Origin of the sequence: Arthrobacter sp. UYEF3 (assembly GCF_040546245.1) — a bacterium.
Taxonomy (GTDB): Bacteria; Actinomycetota; Actinomycetes; order Actinomycetales; family Micrococcaceae; genus Arthrobacter.
Window position 1 is genome coordinate 1 of the sequence record NZ_JBEPNK010000040.1, and the last position, 17,319, is coordinate 17,319.

A 17,319-nucleotide genomic window follows, 5' to 3' on the forward strand; every position below is an offset into this window, starting at 1 on the left:
TTCCGGACGTTATCGTACGTGGTGTCATGCACGGCGTAATCCCCGTGGCTCATGTTCATCCGGGCAACGTCGACCCCGGCCTCAAGCACCGCGAGCGTATTCTCGAAGCTCGCGATCGCCGGTCCGAAGGTGGCCACAATTTTAGCGCGTCTCATATACCTACCCTTGAGGAAATTCTGTGGTTTGGATGGAGCCGGACCTGAAATGCCGGTTGTGCGTCATGGACAGGCTCCGACGCAGCGGTTCAGGAGCAGCGTTCGATGGAGTGTTCCGTGGAGTCGATGAGCTTCCGTTCGCCGGCTGGTGTTTGAATCCAGAGGATGCGCTGTTTCTTGGCGATCAGCTCCACTATTCCCTGGAAACAGATGCCCCTCCGGTCGGATCCTTTTACGCGGTCGCCCTTACGGAATCTGAAATCGGCTTCCTTTTTTTGCGGCGCACGTCCCACGACAATCTCCTTCTGGGGTCGGATCGGGAAGGTCAGGTGTCCTGGCCGGAACTAACCCGGCAGGCCAGCTGCCTTGGCTGCCAGTTCGTCCTTGAGTGCAGCCACGTGGCCGGCTGCGTCGACGCGGTACTGAGCGAGGGTCACCTTGCCGTCGGGGTCCAAAACGACGGTAGACCGCACCACTCCCTCCACGACTTCGCCGCCGATGAGCTTTTCGCCCCACGCGCCGTAAGCGAGGGCAACGGAGTGGTCCTCGTCGGAGAGAAGAGGAAAGGTGAGGGCGAAATCGTCCGCGAACACTGCCAGGGCGGCGGGCGCGTCCGGGGAGATGCCCACGACTTCGTACCCGGAGCTCTGCAGGGAGGCGAGGTTGTCGCGAAAATCGCAGGCTTCAGTCGTGCATCCCGGCGTCGCCGCTTTGGGGTAGAAGTACACGATAACCTTCTTGCCGCGGTAGTCGGCGAGGGAGAATTGCGTTCCGTTCGCATCGGGAAGAGTGAAGTCCGGCGCTTCGCTGCCTGGCTGGAGAGGGAGGGAGCGCGGCTGGCCGATCTGGTCGATGGTCATGAGGATCCTTTGCAGGTAGGTGGGAGGGCATATCGAGGCAACCGTTGCTGCCGTGCAGTAAATTCGGACGGGGGTGGGCGGAGCCGCCGTGGTGCGCCGCGGGGAGTCCTCCGAAGGGGACCACGACGGCTCCGGTTTCCGCCGTTGGCTGCACCCCCTGGGTTTAGTCAACGGCGGAAGTTGCAGCCCCGGCGGCAGGCCGGAATGGACTTCCGCCCCCGGGGCAATTCTGATGTTCGTCCTGGGTCAGATCCCGCCGCGGCGCAGGAGGGTGCCGTGGGGAGTGTGGTGGTTGATTTGTTGGCCGCGGAGGTAGGTTTTGCGGACGACGCCGGAGAGTGCTTTGCCGTCGTAGGGGGTGATGGGGTTCTTGTGCTGAAGTTTGGACACGTCCACGACGTAGGCGTCGTTGGGCGCGAAGATAGAGAAATCCGCGTCATAGCCGAGCGCGAGCTGGCCCTTGGTGCTCAGGCGGGCGAGTTCTGCGGGTTTGGCGGCCATCCAGGAGATCACTTGTTCCAGAGAGATTCCACGGTGCCGGGCTTCGGTCCAGATCAGGGACAGTCCGAGCTGGAGCGAGGAGACCCCGCCCCAGGCCACGGCGAAGTCGCCGTTTTCCAGGTCTTTCAGGTCCAGGGTCGACGGCGAGTGGTCAGAGACGATGCAGTCGATGGTGCCGTCCTGCAGGCCTTTCCAGAGCAGTTCCCGGTTAGCTGCTTCCCGGATCGGCGGGCAGCATTTGTAGGCGGTGGCGCCGTCGGGGATTTCCTCGGCCATCAGGGTCAGGTAGTGGGGGCAGGTCTCGACGGTCAGGTGCACACCGTCGCGTTTGGCGGTGGCGATCATCGGCAGTGCATCCGAGGAGGACAGGTGCAGGATATGGGCCCTGGCCCCGGTCCAGCGGGCGCGTTCGATGACTTCGGCGATGGCTTTGTTCTCGGCCCCGCGCGGGCGTGAGGAGAGGAAGTTCGCGTAGTGGTCCCCGCCCGGGTGCGGGGCGCGGTCGATCGCGTGGGAGTCTTCGGCGTGGACGATCATGAGCGAATCGAAGGATTTCAACTCGGCCATGTCGGCTTCCATTTCGTCCGCTTCCAGGTGCGGGAATTCATCCACACCCGAGTGCAGCAGGAAGCACTTAAACCCGAACACACCCTCGTCATGCAGGGGCCGGAGGTCCTTCAGGTTGCCCGGGACGGCCCCGCCCCAGAACCCGACGTCGACGAATGCCTGATCAGCAGCCACTTCGCGTTTGAGTTTCAGGCCTTCCAGCGTGGTGGTGGGAGGGATGGAGTTCAGCGGCATGTCGATGATCGTCGTCACGCCGCCGGCTGCGGCGGCCCGGGTCGCGGACGCGAACCCTTCCCACTCGGTCCGGCCGGGTTCGTTGACGTGGACGTGGGTATCCACCAGCCCCGGGATCATGGTCTCGTCATCGGCAAGCTCGATGAGCTCCGCCCCGTCCAGGGCATTTCCCAGCGGTTCGATCGCAACGATCCTGCCGCCCCGGATCCCGACCTCACGCGCCGCGATGCCGGCCGTGGTCAGCACGCGCTGACCACGAACAACCAAGTCATAGCGTTCTTCAGGCACTGAGGGACTCCTTCGATGATGCGTTTTTCTTAGGACGGTACCAGCCAGACTCAGGACCGAGCTGGCCGGCGATTGTGGCGCCGAGTTGTTCGAGAAGACGCCCGGCTTCGTTGATGCAGGTCTCCACATTGTCTTCAATCGCGGTCAACGCAAATGTCGCTTGGAACCCTGCGGCGCTCAATTGCTCGGCCGTCAGCGTGGTGCGGCCGCAGACGGCGATGATCGGGACGCCGGCCAGCGCCGCCGCCCGCGCTACTCCCATGGGAGTTTTCCCGAGCAGGCTTTGTTCGTCCAGGCTGCCTTCGCCGGTGATCACGAGGTCCGCCCCGGCCAGCCGGTGCGCGAGATCGGTAAATTCAAGGACGACGTCGATGCCCGGCCTGCGGGAGGCGGCCAGGACCGCGATGGCGGCGTAGCCGACACCGCCGGCGGCTCCGGCGCCCGGGGCTTCCGCCGCCTTCAATGCCCGGGAGCCCAGTTCCTGGCCGAGCACATCCACGAAGTGCGCAAGGGCGGAGTCCAGCGTACTGACGTCCTCGCTGGAGGCCCCCTTCTGCGGGCCAAACACCGCGGCCGCACCGTCCGGACCGAGCAACGGATTGTCCACGTCGCTGGCCAGCACGAACCGGGTTTCCTCCAGCCGCGGATCGAAATCGGAGAAGTCAATCCATTTCAGCCGGGCCAGGGCAGCCCCGCCAGCCGGAAGCTTGTTACCGTCCGCATCGATAAAGCGCGCACCGAGACCCTGCAGCACCCCGGCGCCGCCGTCGGTGTTCGCGCTTCCGCCGACGCCGAGGATAATCTTGCGGCAACCGGCGTCCAGGGCCGCCCGGATCAGCTGCCCGGTGCCCAGGGACGTGGATCCCAGGGCGTCCTTCGTGCCGCCGGGCAGCACGGCGAGTCCTGACGCCGTCGCCATTTCAATGACCGCCGAGCGGCCGCGGACGGCGAAGTCGGCCTCAACCGGCTCGCCCGTCGGGCCGCTGACGACGGCGCTGCGGCGGGTGAAGCCGGAGCCGACGGCGGCGTCGAGGGTGCCCTCGCCGCCGTCGGCAACGGGGATGCCGTTTACTTCCAGGACCTGCCCGGCAGTCTGTTTCACGGATTGAAGACCCTTGGTGAGGTGGGTGACGATGTCCGGGGCCGATAGTGAGCCCTTGAACTTGTCCGGTGCTATGACCACTCGCATGCCGGGGTTTCCTTTCGATGAATCAGACGTGCCGGGTTGGCGCGCGGGAGGTGGGTGGTGTTAGTCCAGCAGGGCGATGATGGCCGTCGGGGCGTCCGCGCCGCTTGCGGCGAGGTCCTCGAACTCGTTGACCGCGTTGATCTCGGTGCCCATGGAGATGTTGGTGATCTTTTCCAGGATCACTTCGACCACGACGGGGACGTTGAACTCACTCATAAGCGCCTTGGCTTTGTCGAAAGCTGCCGGCAGGTCACTGGGGTCTTCCACCCGGATGGCTTTGCAGCCCAGGCCCTCGGCAACCTTCAGGTGGTCCACGCCGTAGCCGTTGGTCTCCGGAGAGTTGATGTTGTCGAACGCCAGGGACACGTTCTGCTCCATCTTGAAGCCACGCTGGGACTGGCGGATCAGGCCCAGGTACGAGTTGTTCACCACCACGTGCACGTACGGGAGGTTGAATTGGGCGCCAACGGCCAGTTCTTCGATCATGAACTGGAAGTCGTAGTCACCGGACAGTGCGACGACGGTCTCCCCCGGCTTTCCACGGACCACGCCGAGTGCGGCGGGTCCGGTCCAGCCCAGCGGACCGGCCTGGCCGGCATTGATCCATTTGCGGGGCCCGAACACGTGCAGCATCTGGGCGCCGGCGATCTGCGAGAGGCCGATCGTGCTCACGTAGGTGGTGTCCTTGCCGAAGGACTTGTTCATTTCCTCGTAGACACGCTGCGGCTTGATCGGGACATTCTCAAAGTGCGTCTTGCGCTGCAGGGAGCCCTTGCGCTGGACGCATTCGTTTACCCAGTCGCTGTAGTCCGGCAACGTGCCGGCGGCCGTGCGTTCCCGGGCGAGCTCCAGGAGCCCGTCCAGTGCCGCACCGGCGTCGGAGGCGATGCCCAGGTCCGGGGAGAAGACGCGGCCGATCTGGGTCGGCTCGATGTCGATGTGCACGAACTTGCGGCCGGACGTGTAGGTCTCCAGCCCGCCGGTGTGGCGGTTGGCCCAGCGGTTGCCAATCCCGATTACGAAGTCCGAGGCCAGCATGGTCTCGTTGCCGTAGCGGTGCGAGGTCTGCAGGCCCACCATGCCGGCCATCAGGCGGTGATCGTCCGGGATGGAGCCCCAGCCCATCAGCGTGGGGATGACCGGGACATTGAGCAGCTCGGCCAGTTCGACAAGCTGTGCCGAGGCGGAAGCGTTGATCACGCCGCCACCGGCCACGATCAGCGGGTGCTGTGCTGCGGTGAGCATGTCCAGCGCCTTTTCCAGCTGCTTGCGGCTGGCCTTGGGCTTCTCCACCGGGAGAGGCTCGTAGGTGTCGATATCAAACTCAATCTCGGCCATCTGCACATCGAACGGCAGGTCCAGCAGCACGGGGCCGGGACGGCCGGAGCGCATCAGCTGGAAGGCCTTCTGGAAGGCACCCGGGATCTGGCCGGGTTCGAGCACAGTCATGGCCATCTTGGTGACAGGTTTGGCGATGGATTCGATATCCACGGCCTGGAAGTCTTCCTTGTGCAGCTTGGCGACGGGGGCCTGCCCGGTGATGCACAGCATGGGGACGGAGTCCGCCCAGGCTGCGTAGAGGCCGGTGATCATATCGGTGCCGGCGGGGCCGGAGGTACCGATACAGATGCCGATGTTTCCGTCCTTGGCACGGGAGTACCCGTCGGCCATGTGGGAGGCACCTTCCACGTGCCGGGCGAGGGTGTGGCGGATACCGCCATGCTCCCGCATCGCCGAATAGAAGGGGTTAATTGCCGCACCTGGCAGGCCGAACGCCTCGATGGCGCCCTCCTTTACCAGAATGGCGACGGCTGCGTCTACGGTGCGCATCTTCGTCATGATGTTCTCCTTGGAAGTCTGTTGGGTGTGGCGGATGGGCCGCAGGATTACTTGCGGCCGCTGAGCTGGAGGGTCTGCTTGAACAGTCCCGAGTGGTCGAGGCCGCCGTCGCCCTGGTTGACCGTGGCGGCGACAAGCTGCGCAGCGAGGGCGCCGAGCGGAAGCGCGACGTTGGCTTCGCGGGCGGCCGAGGTCACGATGCCCATGTCCTTGTGGTGGAGCGCGAGGCGGAAGCCGGGCGCGAAGTCGCGGTCCAGCATCTTCTGGCCCTTCTGGTCCAGGACCTTGGAGCCGGCCAGGCCGCCGCCGAGGACCTTGAGTGCCGCATCGGTGTCGACACCGTAAGCCTCGAGGAAGGCGACGGCTTCACCCAGAACCTGGATGTTGACGGCGACGATCAGCTGGTTGGCTGCCTTGACGGTCTGGCCGGAGCCGGCCGGCCCTACGTGGACGATGGTCTTGCCCACAGCGTTGAGCACGTCCTGTGCGGCTTCGAAGTCGGCTGCCTCGCCGCCCACCATGATGGACAGCGCGGCGCTGATGGCACCCTGCTCGCCGCCGGACACCGGGGCGTCCAGCGCGCGGATGCCGGCTGCCTTGGCATCGTCCGCGAGCCGCTTGGCCACGTCCGGGCGGATGCTGCTGGCGTCAATCCAGAGGGTGCCCTGCTTCGCGTTCGCGAACAGGCCCTCGGGGCCGGAGACGACGCCTTCGACGTCCGGGGAGTCCGGCACCATCGTGATCACGACGTCCGCTTCCTTGACGGCGTCGGCGATGCTCGCTGCGCCCTGGCCGCCCTCGGCGATCAGCGCGTCAATCTTGTCCTGACTGCGGTTGAAGCCGGTGACGCTGTGGCCGGCTTTGACAAGGTTGACGGCCATGGGCAGGCCCATGATGCCGAGACCGATGACTGTTACGTTGCTCATGAGGTTTCCTTTGCTGAAGTGTGCTGGGGCGGTGAACGGTCAGTTCGCGGCGGGCTGGCGGATTGCCCAGTTGAAGGCCGTTGCGGCCGGTTCTTTGTATTCGAGGCCGATGTAGCCCGTGTAGCCGAGTTCGCGGCTGCGGGCGATCCATTCGCCGAGCGGAAGATTTCCGGTTCCGGGGGCGCCGCGGCCCGGGTTGTCGGCGATCTGGATGTGACCGAAGTCCTTGGCGTGCTGTTCGATCACGGCGGCAACGTCGTCGCCGTTGACGGCCAGATGGTAGAAGTCGGCGAGGAGCTTGACGTTGTCCGCGCCGGATTCTTCCTTGACCCTGTCGATCACCGTCAGGGCGTCGGCGGCGGTGAGCAACGGGTACCGCGGCGCTCCGCTGACCGGCTCCAGGAGGACGGTGCCGCCGATCCGGGCGACGCCGGCGGCTGCTGTCGCGAGGTTCTCGGCGCCGACGGCATCCTGCTTCTCGGCGGACTCCCCATCGACTCGGTTGCCGTAGAGGGCGTTGAAAGCTTTGCAGCCGAGGCGCTCCCCGATGCCGGCGACGACGTCGATGTTGTCCAGGAACTCGGCCGAGCGGGCCGGCCAGGACACCAGGCCGCGGTCACCTCCCGGCATGTTGCCGGCGTTGAAGTTCAGGCCGGAGAGCTGGACACCGGCGTCGGTGATGGCCTTTTCGAACGTCGCAACCTCAGTGTCCGAGGGAACGGAGGTGTCAAACGGCCACCAGAATTCGACAGCGTCAAAGCCGGCCGCCTTGGCGGCTGCGGGCCGTTCCAGGAGCGGCAGTTCCGTCAGCAGGATGGAGCAGTTCACGGTATACGTCATTGGATTCGTCCTTAGCCCTCTGGACCGGCAGCAACCGGCAGGTTTCACGTTCTCAAGATTCCGCCTTGTGGAATCTTTATTTTGCTTTATGAAAAGTTTAGGCTGAGCGGCACGCGCCGTCAACCCAGATACGCCCGGGCGGCGATTAAACGACGGCGCCCCGGCCAGAATGTGCCGGGGCGCCGTTGAGCGATGATTAGGTCAGGCGAATCTGACGGTTGACATCCTTGTACAGCAGGTATCGGAAGTTGCCGGGGCCACCGGCGTAGCAGGCCTGCGGGCAGAAGGCGCGCAGCCACATGAAGTCGCCTGCCTCCACCTCCACCCAGTCATTGTTGAGCAAGTACATGCCCTTGCCCTCCAGAACGTACAGTCCGTGCTCCATCACATGGGTTTCGGGGAAGGGGATCACACCGCCGGGCTTGAACGTCACGATGTTCACGTGCATATCGTGTGCCAGGTCGTTGGGGTCCGCGAAACGCGTGGTCTTCCAGACGCCGTCGACATCCGGCATTTCGCCCGGCTCGACCTCCTGGTCACTCGTGACGAAGGATTTCGCCTCGTAGCCTTCCAGCCGCTCGTAAGCCTTGCGGATCCAGTGGAAGGACACGACGTCGTCCGAAACATTTTCCAGGCCCCACTGCGCGCCGGCAGCAATGTAGGCGTAGCCGCCTTCCTCGAGCTGGTGCAGCTCACCCTCAAGGGTCAGGTTGACCCGGCCCTTGGTCACGAAGATGACGCCTTCAACGCCTGCCTCGAATTCCGCCTTGGGCGCGCCGCCGCCAGGACCAATCTCCACGATCAGCTGGGAGAAGGTAGTCGCGAACCCGGAGATGGGGCGGGCGATGATCCAGGAGCGGGTGTTCGAGAAGCCCGGCAGGTTGCTGGTCACGATGTCCGTCAGGACACCCTTGGGGATGACCGTATAAGCCTCCGTGACGATCGCGCGCTCGGTCGTGAGGTGGGTCTGCGGCGGCAGGCCGCCTTCGGGAGAGTAGTACTTGCCCATCGGGTAGATCCTTACTTAAGAGGAGGTGGAAGTGATGGCCAGCCGCGGGTGGGCCAGTGCGGTTAGCTGCGGAACTCCGACGCCGGCAAGCGCCTGGACTTCGTCGGCACCGACAGCGCCGCACTGGACGCCGCGCAGCACAAAAGCTGCCAGGGCCCGGGCGGTGGCAGGCTCGTCCATGACGCCGCCTTCGGTCTGTTCCACATAGTTTCGCAGACGGGCCGCGGCTGCCGGAAGACCCTGCCGGTAGAACGCGTACGTCGCCGCAAACCGGCTGGGCAGCTGGGCCGGATGCAGGTCCCAGCCCTGGTAGTAGCCCCGCTCCAACGAGCGGCGGACCAGCCGGCCATGGATCGCCCAGGCATTTTCAACGCCGTCGCCCACCGGGATGATGTTCGTCGAGCCGTCGGAGAGGCGGATGCCCGTGCCGGCGACGGCCAGCTGCATGACCTCCTTGGCGAAATCAGCCACGGGGTGCTCCATGGACTGGTACTCGGCGGAGATCTGCAGGGAGGCGGAATAGTCGTACGTTCCGTAGTGTAGACCGCTGATCCGGCCCGGGACGACGTGCGCCAACTGGGCTACCGGCGAGGTTCCCTCGGGGCCCAGGATCAGCTGGGGCGTTTCCACCTGCACTTCAAACCTGAGCCGTCCGTGCGGCAATGAGTGGATCTCCTCAAGCCGGGAGACGGTATAGTCCATGGCCTGCACCTGGGCCACCGTAGTGACCTTGGGCAGGGTAAGGATCAGGCCCTCCGGGAGCTCGCCGCCTGAGGCTAGCGTGGAGACAAAGAGATCCAGCGTGCGCAGCCCCCGGTTCCGGGTGGGGGCTTCAAAGCACTTGAAGCGGATGCCGATGAACGGCGGTGCGGTGCCGGCGGCAACGGCGGCCGTCACGGCCGAGGCGGCCGTCACGGCAGCGGAGTCCTCGGCCGTGTCTCCGCGGTCCCCGTAGCCATCCTCGAAGTCAAGCCTGAGGTCCTCGATCGGTTCGCTGCGCAGCTTCGACTCGACCCGGGAAGCCACCGACTCAGCCAGTTCAGCGTCCTGGCCCAGAAGCGAGCCAAGGCGGCCCAGCCCGCCGTGGGCGTCCGCGGCCTCCAGCGCCTGGGCGCCCCAGTCCGCGGCGAATGTCGGTGTGAACCGGTCGGCCGGGACATAGACCGTGTGCACCGGCTGGCGGGAGCCATCGTCGCCCGGGTAGTTCTGCTCCAGCAGCCGGTCGGTCGCTGCCAGTTGCGATTCGATTTCGGCCAGGTCCCTTGGACTCAGGGAAGCGTTGATGTCCATATATCAGCCGACCAATTCGTAGGCGGGCGTGGTGAGGAAGTCCGTGTAGTCCTCGGACAGGCAGATATCACTGATCAGCTTACTGGCGGGCAGGTAGAACTTTTCGAAGGTCTCATGACCCACTTCGCCGCGCAGTTTCTCCGTTTCTTCAGCCAGGATCGTCTCGACCAGCTCGCGAGTGACCGTGTTGCCAGTATCCGAGAGGACCACAGCGTTGCGGATCTGCTGCCACACCTGGGAGCGGGAAATTTCGGCCGTGGCCGCATCCTCCATGAGGTTGTGGATGGCCACCGCGCCGTTGCCCGAGACCCAGACCGCCGTGTAGGCCACGGCAACATACAGGTTCAACCGCAGGCCTGCCTCGGTGACCTGCCCGTCTGCTGATGCGACATCGAGCAGTTGGCCGGCGGTGACCGACACCTCGGGCCGCTGCTTGTCCAGCTGGTTGGGGCGTGAACCGAGGACGGAGTCAAAGACCTCGGCACAGATCGGAACGAGGTCAGGGTGCGCCACCCAGGAACCGTCAAAACCGTCGTTCGCCTCGCGGGTCTTGTCCGCCCGGACCTTTGCGAAGGCCTGTGCTGTGACTTCGGGTTCACGCCGGTTGGGGATCACCGCGGCCATACCACCCATGGCGAACGCTCCGCGGTGGTGGCAGGTCTTGACCAGCAACTCGGTGTAGGCGCGCATGAACGGTGCCGTCATGGCCACCGTGGCCCGGTCCGGGAGAACAAAGCTGGCCCCGGCGTCGCGGAAGTACTTGATAATGCTGAACAGGTAGTCCCAGCGGCCGGCGTTGAGCCCGGAGGCGTGGTCGCGGAGTTCGTAAAGGATTTCGTCCATTTCAAACGCAGCGGGAATGGTTTCGATCAGCACCGTGGCACGGACGGTTCCCTGCGGGATGCCGAGGTGGTCCTGGGCGAAGACAAACACGTCATTCCAGAGCCGTGCTTCGAGGTGGCTCTCCATCTTGGGCAGGTAGTAGTACGGGCCGTGGCCGTTGCTGATCAGCTGCCGGGCAGTGTGGAAGAAGTGCAGGCCGAAATCGACGAGGGCACCCACGGCCGGCTGCCCGTCAATGACCAGGTGGCGTTCGTCCATGTGCCAGCCGCGGGGACGTGCGACGACGACGGCGAGCGGTGCGTCGGTCCGGAGGGTGTATTTCTTGCCTTCCGGGGAGGTGTAGCGAAGGGTTCCGGCGGCGGCATCCCGGAGGTTAAGGAGTGCGTCGATGACGTTGGGCCAGGTGGGAGTGCTGGCATCCTCGAGATCTGCCAGCCACACCTTGGCACCGGAATTCAGTGCGTTGATGGCCATTTTGGCGGGGGTGGCGGGCCCGGTCATTTCCACGCGCCGGTCCAGGAGCGCCTTTGGTGCCGGGGCCACCGCCCACGTGCCCTTGCGTACGTCTTGGGTCTCCGGCAGGAAATCAAGTTTCCCGGTCCGGGCTACTTGCTCGCGCTTTGCGGTGCGGGCCTTCAGGAGGCCGGTGCGGGTACCGGCGAAGCGGTTGTGGAGTTCCTCCACAAAGGCCAGCGCTTCCGGCGTGAGGATTTCCTCGGCACGTGCGATCGGGTTCGGGTCAGTGACTATGAGCGCCATTGTCCGGTCCTTTCCTTGGCTGTGTATCAGGCTTTGACGGATTTTGCGGCTGAGGCTGCATGGGCTGCGTGGGCGACCGCGGATGCTACGTCGGCGGCAACGTGGGGATCGAAGACGCTGGGGATGATGTAGCTGGCATTGAGCTCATCGTCAGCCACCCGGTTGGCGATTGCCTCGGCGGCCGCCACCAGCATCTCCGGGATGATGTCCGACGCTCCGGCGTCCAGCAGGCCGCGGAAGAAGCCGGGAAAGGCCAGTACGTTATTGATCTGGTTCGGGAAGTCGCTGCGGCCGGTCGCCACGACTGCCGCGTGCCGGGACGCGATGACCGGGTCGATTTCCGGGGTCGGGTTTGCCATGGCGAAGACGATCGCGTCCTTGGCCATGGCGGCGACCTGCTCCTCGCCGATCACGTTGGGGGCGCTGACCCCGATGAAGACGTCGGCGCCCTTGAGGGCCTCGTGCAGGGTCCCGGAGAAACCGTCCTCGTTGGTGTTGGCCGCGATCCAGGTGCGGTGTTCGTCGTCGTAGTCCGCGCCGGAGTGGATGGCACCGGAGCGTCCGGCGGCGATGATGTGCCGGGCACCCTGGGCCTTGAGCAGCTGGATGATGGCCGACCCGGCGGCGCCGACCCCGGAGACCACGATCCGGACGTCGCCAAGCTTTTTGTCCACGACACGCAGTGCATTGGTCAGCGCGGCCAGGGTGACGATGGCGGTGCCGTGCTGGTCGTCGTGGAAGACCGGAATGTCAAGTTCTTCGCGGAGCCGGTTCTCGATCTCGAAGCAGCGCGGTGCCGCGATGTCCTCCAGGTTCACGCCGCCGTAGACAGGGGCGAGGGCCTTGACGATCATGATGATCTCCTCAGTGTCCTGGGTATCCAGGCAGACCGGCCACGCGTCCACGTTGGCGAACTGCTTGAACAGGGCCGCCTTGCCTTCCATCACCGGAAGAGCCGCCGCGGGACCTATGTTCCCCAGGCCCAGGACAGCGGAGCCGTCGGTGACAACCGCGATAGTGTTGCGCTTGATCGTCAGGTTACGGGCGGCGTCGGGGTTCTCTGCGATCGCCAGGCAGACGCGGGCCACCCCGGGAGTGTAGGCGCGTGAGAGATCGTCGCGGTTGCGCAGCGCCACCTTGGGGACAACCTCGAGTTTTCCGCCCAGGTGCATGAGGAAGGTGCGGTCCGAAACGTTGCGGACGGTGACGCCCTCAAGTGCGTTCAGCGCATCCTTCACGCGGCCCGCATGCTCGTCGTCGGTCGTGTTGCAGGTGACATCGACCACGAGGGTCTCATGGTGGGACTCGGTGACGTCCAGGGCGGTGATGGCAGCGCCGGCAGCGCCGACGGCGGCTGCAAGTTCGCTGGTGGCGGTGAAGCTGGACGGTGCGTCCACGCGCAGGGTGATCGAATTTCCGGGGCTCGGGTTCGCCATTGAATGTTCCTCCAGTTCGGGCCCAGGTCTGGGCTGCTGTGCTAAATCAAAAAGTTTCGTATTATGGATATTATTATCTACTTTGTGGAAATACAAGTCTGAGAGTGCCGGTTCCATCTTCGGGCCGTACTGTTAACTCTTGCACCCAAGTATTTTCACGATGTGGATACTAATTGCCACATCAATCCCGCAGGAGACCCCGTTATGGCTGAAAAAGCCCCCGGAGGCGTGCAGTCCGTTGAGCGCGTCTTCGAACTCTTGGAACTCATTACCGACGCCGGCGGCGAGGTCACGCTCAGCGAACTCTCGTCCTCTACGGAGTTGCCGCTGCCCACGATCCACCGTCTCCTGCGCACGCTCGTGACGCTGGGATACATCCGCCAACTGCCGAACCGCCGCTACGCACTGGGCCCCCGGCTGATCAGGCTGGGCGAAGGGGCCAACCAGCAGCTCGGCGCCCTGGCTCGGCCGCAGCTGAAATCCCTCGTGGACCAGCTCGGCGAGACAGCCAATATGGCTGTGCTCGACTCGGACATGGTCATCTATGTGGCCCAGGTGCCCTCGTTGCACTCCATGCGGATGTTCACCGAAGTGGGCCGCCGCGCCCACACCCACGCCACGGGCGTGGGCAAGGCCATCCTGTCCCAGCTCGATGACGAGACCGTCCGCGGCATCGTCCACCGCAGCGGGATGCCTGTTGCCACCTCGAAGAGCATCGGCGATATCGACACCCTGCTGCACGATCTCAAACTGATCCGCGAACGCGGCTACTCCATTGACGAGGAGGAACAGGAGATCGGCGTCCGCTGCTTCGCCATGGCCGTCCCCAGTGCACCGACACCGTCGGCTATTTCGGTGTCCGGCCCGGTCTCGCGCGTGGATCAGTCCTTCGCGGCGCGTGCCGTACCGCTGCTGCGCGCTGCTGCCCAGGTCATCTCGGGCGAGCTGAACCACCGGTAAGCCCGGGCCGCTGTATCGCAGCGCGCCGCGGAATGTCAGCGGCGGAAACACCTGAAGCCCATGTTCCTGTGAACATGGGCTTCAGGGTTTTCGCTGCGATAGACCTCAGCGGGTGGCTCCGTCCGGAGGGTCAGTGCTCGGCAGAACCTTCCGAAGCCGCCACGGGCACTTCCTTGCCGTCGCAGTCGATCAGTTTGCCGTTTTCAAAGTGGTCGCCGTCTGCTAGCGGCTTCAGGTCTTCCTCGCGGATGACCCGTCCGGTGCCGGCCACGAAAACTGACTGATTCTCGGAGTTGCCGGCCTTAAGGTGGTTGAACAGGAGGTTCAGCAGGATCGCCATCACGGCCGCGGAGCTGATGCCGGAGTGGAAGATCGTGCCAAACCAGGCCGGGAACTTGTCATAGAAAGTGGGTGCGGCGATCGGGACCATGCCGAAGCCGATCGACGCGGCCACGATGATCAGGTTCATGTTGTTCCGGTACTCGACCTTCGCGAGAGTCCTGATACCACTGGCAGCCACGGTGCCGAACAGCACGATACCGGCGCCACCCAGGACGGCCGTAGGAACGGCAGCGACGACGCGACCCAGCACCGGCAGCAGGCCCAGCAGGACCAGAATCACGCCGCCCGCCGCCACCACGTAGCGGCTCTTGATCTTGGTGACGGCCACCAGGCCGACGTTTTGTGCAAAGGCGCTCTGGGTGAAGGAACCAAAGACGGGGGCAACCATGCTGGAGACCATATCGGCACGCAGACCCGCTGCGATCCGCTTGGAGTCGGTCTTCGTGCCGACGATTTCGCCGACGGCCAGAATGTCCGCCATAGTTTCGGTCAGGATCACCAGGACCACGATCACCATGGAAATGATTGCTGCAATTTCAAAGGTGGGGGCACCCAGGTGGAACGGGGTGGGGAAGGCGACGATGGGGCCGTCGCCGACCTTGGAAAAGTTGGCCATGCCGGTGACGACGGCGACGATCGTGCCGATCACCATGGCCAGCAGGATCGACAGGCGGGAAATGGTGGCGCTGCCGACCTTGCTCAGGACCAGCACCAAGGCGAGGGTGATGGCAGCGAGTCCGATGTTGGCCATGCTGCCGTAGTCCTCGGTCTTCCGGTTGCCGCCCATGGCCCAGTTGGCCGCGACGGGCATCAGGGTCAGCCCGATGGTGGTGATGACGGTACCGGTCACCACGGGCGGGAAGAACCGGACGATCTTGGAAAAGACCGGGGCGATCAACAGACCGATTGCCGCCGAGACAATGACGGCGCCAAAGACTGACGGCAGTCCGCCGCCACCGGTGACGATCGCCACCATCGTGGCTACGCTGGCGAATGAAACGCCCTGCACGAGAGGCAGTTGCGAGCCGAAGAACGGGAGTCCCAGAGTCTGCAGCAGGGTGGCCAGGCCGCCCATGAACAGGGCGGCGGCGATCAGGATCCCGATGTCGGCCGGCGCCAGGCCGGCTGCCTGGCCCACGATCAGCGGCACGGCGATGATACCGCCGTACATGGTGAGGACGTGCTGGAATCCGTAGGCGAAGCTGCTCCCGACGGAGAGCCGTTCGTCTTCGGGACGGGTTGGGGCTGAGCGGCCATTGCTGGCCCGGACGGCGTTCTTGGCGTTCTTAATGTTCATGGCAGACTTTCTTGGTTCATGGCAGACGTCGTCGTCTGGCTAACAGGTGTCTGGCTAACTGTGGTGCTGCGGATAGCTGGGGTGCGGTGGTACGGGAGCTGCGGATAGCTGTGGTGCGGTGCTGCAGTGGCGCAGGCTACCGGGTGCGGTGCCTGCGCCACTCGTTGTCCTTCGTTCAGCAGAAGCCGGCGATTCCGGACCATGCAATGGCGGCCGGGGCTGATTCTTCACGCTGAACCGTGGCCTCGATCAGGCCGTAAGGCCTGTCGGCGGCGAAGAAGACCTCGTTGGGGTTGTCGAGGCCAAACGGTGAGAGATCGACCAGGAAGTGGTGCTTGTTCGGCATCGAGAACTTGATCTCATCGATTTCGCTGTGGGCTTCCAGGACTTTCTGGCCCATGTCAAAGAGGGTCTGCTGCAGGGCGTGGGAGTAATTTTCGGTGAAACCCTCCAGCAGCAGCGCCTTCACGTCGTCGTAGCTCTTGTTGAAGTCCAGCTCGTTGAAGTCTGTGCCGGTCTTGTACCGCCAGCGCGCTGCAACATCCGTGGCGAGGATGCGGTCGGTGGTCTCCTGGAGAGTTGTGTACGTGTCCTTGGGGTAGCCGACAAATCCTGATTCGGTCGTCTTAAGGACGGTCAGGTCGCGGAGCCCGGAGATGAGATGGTTGGTCTCACCGTCGCGGACCAGGACTGCGGTCCGGATCTCCTGGCCGTTGCGCACGAAGGAGTGGTCGTGGGACTCCCCGTGGGACTTGATGCGGTCCCAGCTGTACGCCTCGGCCTCCCAGCGGCCGCCGGTGACCCACTCGAAGCTCGATGTGAAGTGATCTCCCAGGCGAAGCAGCAGTGCTTCCGGCGACCCGATTCCTTCACGTGCGAGGGCATAAACGGTGTTCTTCTGGGTATCTGTGGGCACAACGTGGCTGTTGTCGCCCGTCAGGTGCGCGGCGGAAAAGTCACCGCGCAGCTGCGAGGTGACATTGAGGTCCTCGATCTCGTGCCGGGCAGAGTCTCGGGTGATCTTGACGACCCGGACTTCGGCTTTACCGAACTGGTTTTCCCCGAGGATGATCTTGCTGCTCATGGTCTGCTCCAAACTTCCGTTATATGGAATAAATAATCCACATTGAAAATAGGCACAGTTTGCTCTGTGCCAACTTCGCCGGTGCCGACCCAACAAAAAAGAGCCGACATCGATCGATGTCAGCTCATTACAACCCTGCCTGCTGCTCCCAGGTTACGTGACGTGCGCCACGAAGTACTTCAACAGTAGAGCACTTCGCTCATGCTGTACACCTAATTTGTCAAAAATTATTTTGGCCCCTGCTGACCCGACGCCGCGGCGGGAAGCTCTTGACCCCAGGAACACGGCACCGTAGTGTTTCATACAGCAAGATTAATATTTCATGTAGTGGAATTTAGAGAGTGGAAAGTAGGAGCCATGTTGCCTGAGACTGAAACGCCGACCGCCCGGGAAGTACCTGCGGCAGGCTCGGCGCCGGAGTTCTACTTCCCTGCTGGCGGTGGCACTGATCCGGATTTCCCCACCCGGGCAAATCGGGACGATACACCCGGCCTCCTGACCCGGTGGCTGCATAAGCCCCTGGCAGCGCGTCGGGAACACTGAGACGCAGATTTTCCCGTCAGTAAGGCGGTGGTGAGCGGTCCAGGGCTAATAGCCCTGGACCGCTTTGCTGTGTCACCACCCCGCCTGGTGCCCTCGGCCGCAGCGCTAAGAGTCCCCGCCCGGGGGTCCAATGAACAGACGACGGCGGCCCCACGTTGGTGGGGCCGCCGTCGTCTGTCGTGGCTGAGGCTAGGAGTCCCCGCCCGGGCCCCCGGTGGTGCCGGCGTTGACGTTGAGCAGGCGGTATTTCTCGATGGCCTGGGCCGGTGCCTGGGCATCGATCTCGCCGCGGCGTGCCAGCATCTGCAGGGAACGGACCACGATTGAGTGGATGTCGTTCTTGAAGAAGCGGCGTGC

Annotated in this window: 15 protein-coding genes; 1 reads left to right on the forward strand and 14 read right to left on the reverse strand. The window is 64.3% G+C overall.

Annotated elements, in window-relative coordinates; translation table 11 throughout:
- From ABIB14_RS17890 to ABIB14_RS17945, 12 genes are all read right to left on the reverse strand, one after another.
- On the reverse strand, window positions 1-155 hold a 155-nt coding region (locus ABIB14_RS17890; RefSeq protein ID WP_354235952.1), incomplete at its 3' end, for a pyruvate kinase.
- An 89-nt stretch (window positions 156-244) separates the two neighbouring features.
- Window positions 245-448 (reverse strand): hypothetical protein, encoded by a 204-nt coding sequence (locus tag ABIB14_RS17895; protein WP_354237254.1) that lies wholly within the window; start codon window positions 446-448, stop codon window positions 245-247.
- A gap of 51 nt (window positions 449-499) precedes the next feature.
- Entirely contained in the window at window positions 500-1,015 is a 516-nt protein-coding gene (bcp, locus tag ABIB14_RS17900) for a thioredoxin-dependent thiol peroxidase (RefSeq protein ID WP_354237255.1), read from the reverse strand.
- A gap of 246 nt (window positions 1,016-1,261) precedes the next feature.
- Window positions 1,262-2,605: an allantoinase AllB gene (allB, locus tag ABIB14_RS17905; protein ID WP_354237256.1), complete on the reverse strand. Its 1,344-nt coding sequence runs from the start codon at window positions 2,603-2,605 to the stop codon at window positions 1,262-1,264.
- Entirely contained in the window at window positions 2,598-3,794 is a 1,197-nt protein-coding gene (locus ABIB14_RS17910; RefSeq protein WP_354237257.1) for a glycerate kinase, read from the reverse strand. The genes allB and ABIB14_RS17910 overlap by 8 nt, the downstream gene beginning before the upstream one ends.
- 60 nt (window positions 3,795-3,854) lie before the next feature.
- Window positions 3,855-5,633 carry a glyoxylate carboligase gene (gene gcl, locus ABIB14_RS17915; protein WP_354237258.1) on the reverse strand — a complete coding sequence of 593 codons (1,779 nt, stop codon included), beginning with the start codon at window positions 5,631-5,633 and terminating at the stop codon, window positions 3,855-3,857.
- 47 nt (window positions 5,634-5,680) lie between these two features.
- A complete protein-coding gene (locus ABIB14_RS17920) occupies window positions 5,681-6,559 on the reverse strand; it encodes a 2-hydroxy-3-oxopropionate reductase (RefSeq protein WP_354237259.1) in 879 nt (292 codons plus the stop codon).
- 39 nt (window positions 6,560-6,598) lie between these two features.
- On the reverse strand, window positions 6,599-7,399 hold the full coding sequence (locus ABIB14_RS17925) for a hydroxypyruvate isomerase family protein (protein ID WP_354237260.1): 801 nt from the start codon (window positions 7,397-7,399) through the stop codon (window positions 6,599-6,601).
- Window positions 7,400-7,595: 196 nt separating this feature from the next.
- Window positions 7,596-8,408 (reverse strand): bifunctional allantoicase/(S)-ureidoglycine aminohydrolase, encoded by an 813-nt coding sequence (locus ABIB14_RS17930; protein ID WP_354237261.1) that lies wholly within the window; start codon window positions 8,406-8,408, stop codon window positions 7,596-7,598.
- 15 nt (window positions 8,409-8,423) lie between these two features.
- Window positions 8,424-9,698 carry a DUF6986 family protein gene (locus ABIB14_RS17935; protein WP_354237262.1) on the reverse strand — a complete coding sequence of 425 codons (1,275 nt, stop codon included), beginning with the start codon at window positions 9,696-9,698 and terminating at the stop codon, window positions 8,424-8,426.
- A gap of 3 nt (window positions 9,699-9,701) precedes the next feature.
- Complete coding sequence (gene aceB / locus ABIB14_RS17940) at window positions 9,702-11,300, reverse strand: malate synthase A (RefSeq protein WP_354237263.1); 1,599 nt, start codon at window positions 11,298-11,300, stop codon at window positions 9,702-9,704.
- 26 nt (window positions 11,301-11,326) lie between these two features.
- Window positions 11,327-12,736 (reverse strand): NAD-dependent malic enzyme, encoded by a 1,410-nt coding sequence (locus tag ABIB14_RS17945; protein WP_354237264.1) that lies wholly within the window; start codon window positions 12,734-12,736, stop codon window positions 11,327-11,329.
- A gap of 204 nt (window positions 12,737-12,940) precedes the next feature.
- On the opposite strand from ABIB14_RS17945, the gene ABIB14_RS17950 reads away from it, so the two are divergent.
- On the forward strand, window positions 12,941-13,696 hold the full coding sequence (locus tag ABIB14_RS17950) for an IclR family transcriptional regulator (protein ID WP_354237265.1): 756 nt from the start codon (window positions 12,941-12,943) through the stop codon (window positions 13,694-13,696).
- A gap of 130 nt (window positions 13,697-13,826) precedes the next feature.
- Here the strand turns inward: ABIB14_RS17950 and ABIB14_RS17955 are convergent, their stop codons facing one another.
- Window positions 13,827-15,335 carry a nucleobase:cation symporter-2 family protein gene (locus ABIB14_RS17955; protein ID WP_354237266.1) on the reverse strand — a complete coding sequence of 503 codons (1,509 nt, stop codon included), beginning with the start codon at window positions 15,333-15,335 and terminating at the stop codon, window positions 13,827-13,829.
- 175 nt (window positions 15,336-15,510) lie between these two features.
- Window positions 15,511-16,419, reverse strand: coding sequence for a factor-independent urate hydroxylase (gene pucL / locus ABIB14_RS17960; protein ID WP_354237267.1), 909 nt, complete (start codon window positions 16,417-16,419; stop codon window positions 15,511-15,513).
- Window positions 16,420-17,319 lie beyond the last annotated feature (900 nt).

Excerpts from the sequence above, each read along its gene's own strand:
- bcp (WP_354237255.1), bottom strand. The coding sequence starts at position 1,015 with ATGACCATCGACCAGATCGGCCAGCCGCGCTCCCTCCCTCTCCAGCCA.
- ABIB14_RS17910 (WP_354237257.1), bottom strand. The coding sequence starts at position 3,794 with ATGCGAGTGGTCATAGCACCGGACAAGTTCAAGGGCTCACTATCGGCC.
- gcl (WP_354237258.1), bottom strand. The coding sequence starts at position 5,633 with ATGACGAAGATGCGCACCGTAGACGCAGCCGTCGCCATTCTGGTAAAG.
- ABIB14_RS17920 (WP_354237259.1), bottom strand. The coding sequence starts at position 6,559 with ATGAGCAACGTAACAGTCATCGGTCTCGGCATCATGGGCCTGCCCATG.
- ABIB14_RS17925 (WP_354237260.1), bottom strand. The coding sequence starts at position 7,399 with ATGACGTATACCGTGAACTGCTCCATCCTGCTGACGGAACTGCCGCTC.
- ABIB14_RS17930 (WP_354237261.1), bottom strand. The coding sequence starts at position 8,408 with ATGGGCAAGTACTACTCTCCCGAAGGCGGCCTGCCGCCGCAGACCCAC.
- ABIB14_RS17935 (WP_354237262.1), bottom strand. The coding sequence starts at position 9,698 with ATGGACATCAACGCTTCCCTGAGTCCAAGGGACCTGGCCGAAATCGAA.
- aceB (WP_354237263.1), bottom strand. The coding sequence starts at position 11,300 with ATGGCGCTCATAGTCACTGACCCGAACCCGATCGCACGTGCCGAGGAA.
- ABIB14_RS17945 (WP_354237264.1), bottom strand. The coding sequence starts at position 12,736 with ATGGCGAACCCGAGCCCCGGAAATTCGATCACCCTGCGCGTGGACGCA.
- ABIB14_RS17950 (WP_354237265.1), top strand. The coding sequence starts at position 12,941 with ATGGCTGAAAAAGCCCCCGGAGGCGTGCAGTCCGTTGAGCGCGTCTTC.
- ABIB14_RS17955 (WP_354237266.1), bottom strand. The coding sequence starts at position 15,335 with ATGAACATTAAGAACGCCAAGAACGCCGTCCGGGCCAGCAATGGCCGC.
- pucL (WP_354237267.1), bottom strand. The coding sequence starts at position 16,419 with ATGAGCAGCAAGATCATCCTCGGGGAAAACCAGTTCGGTAAAGCCGAA.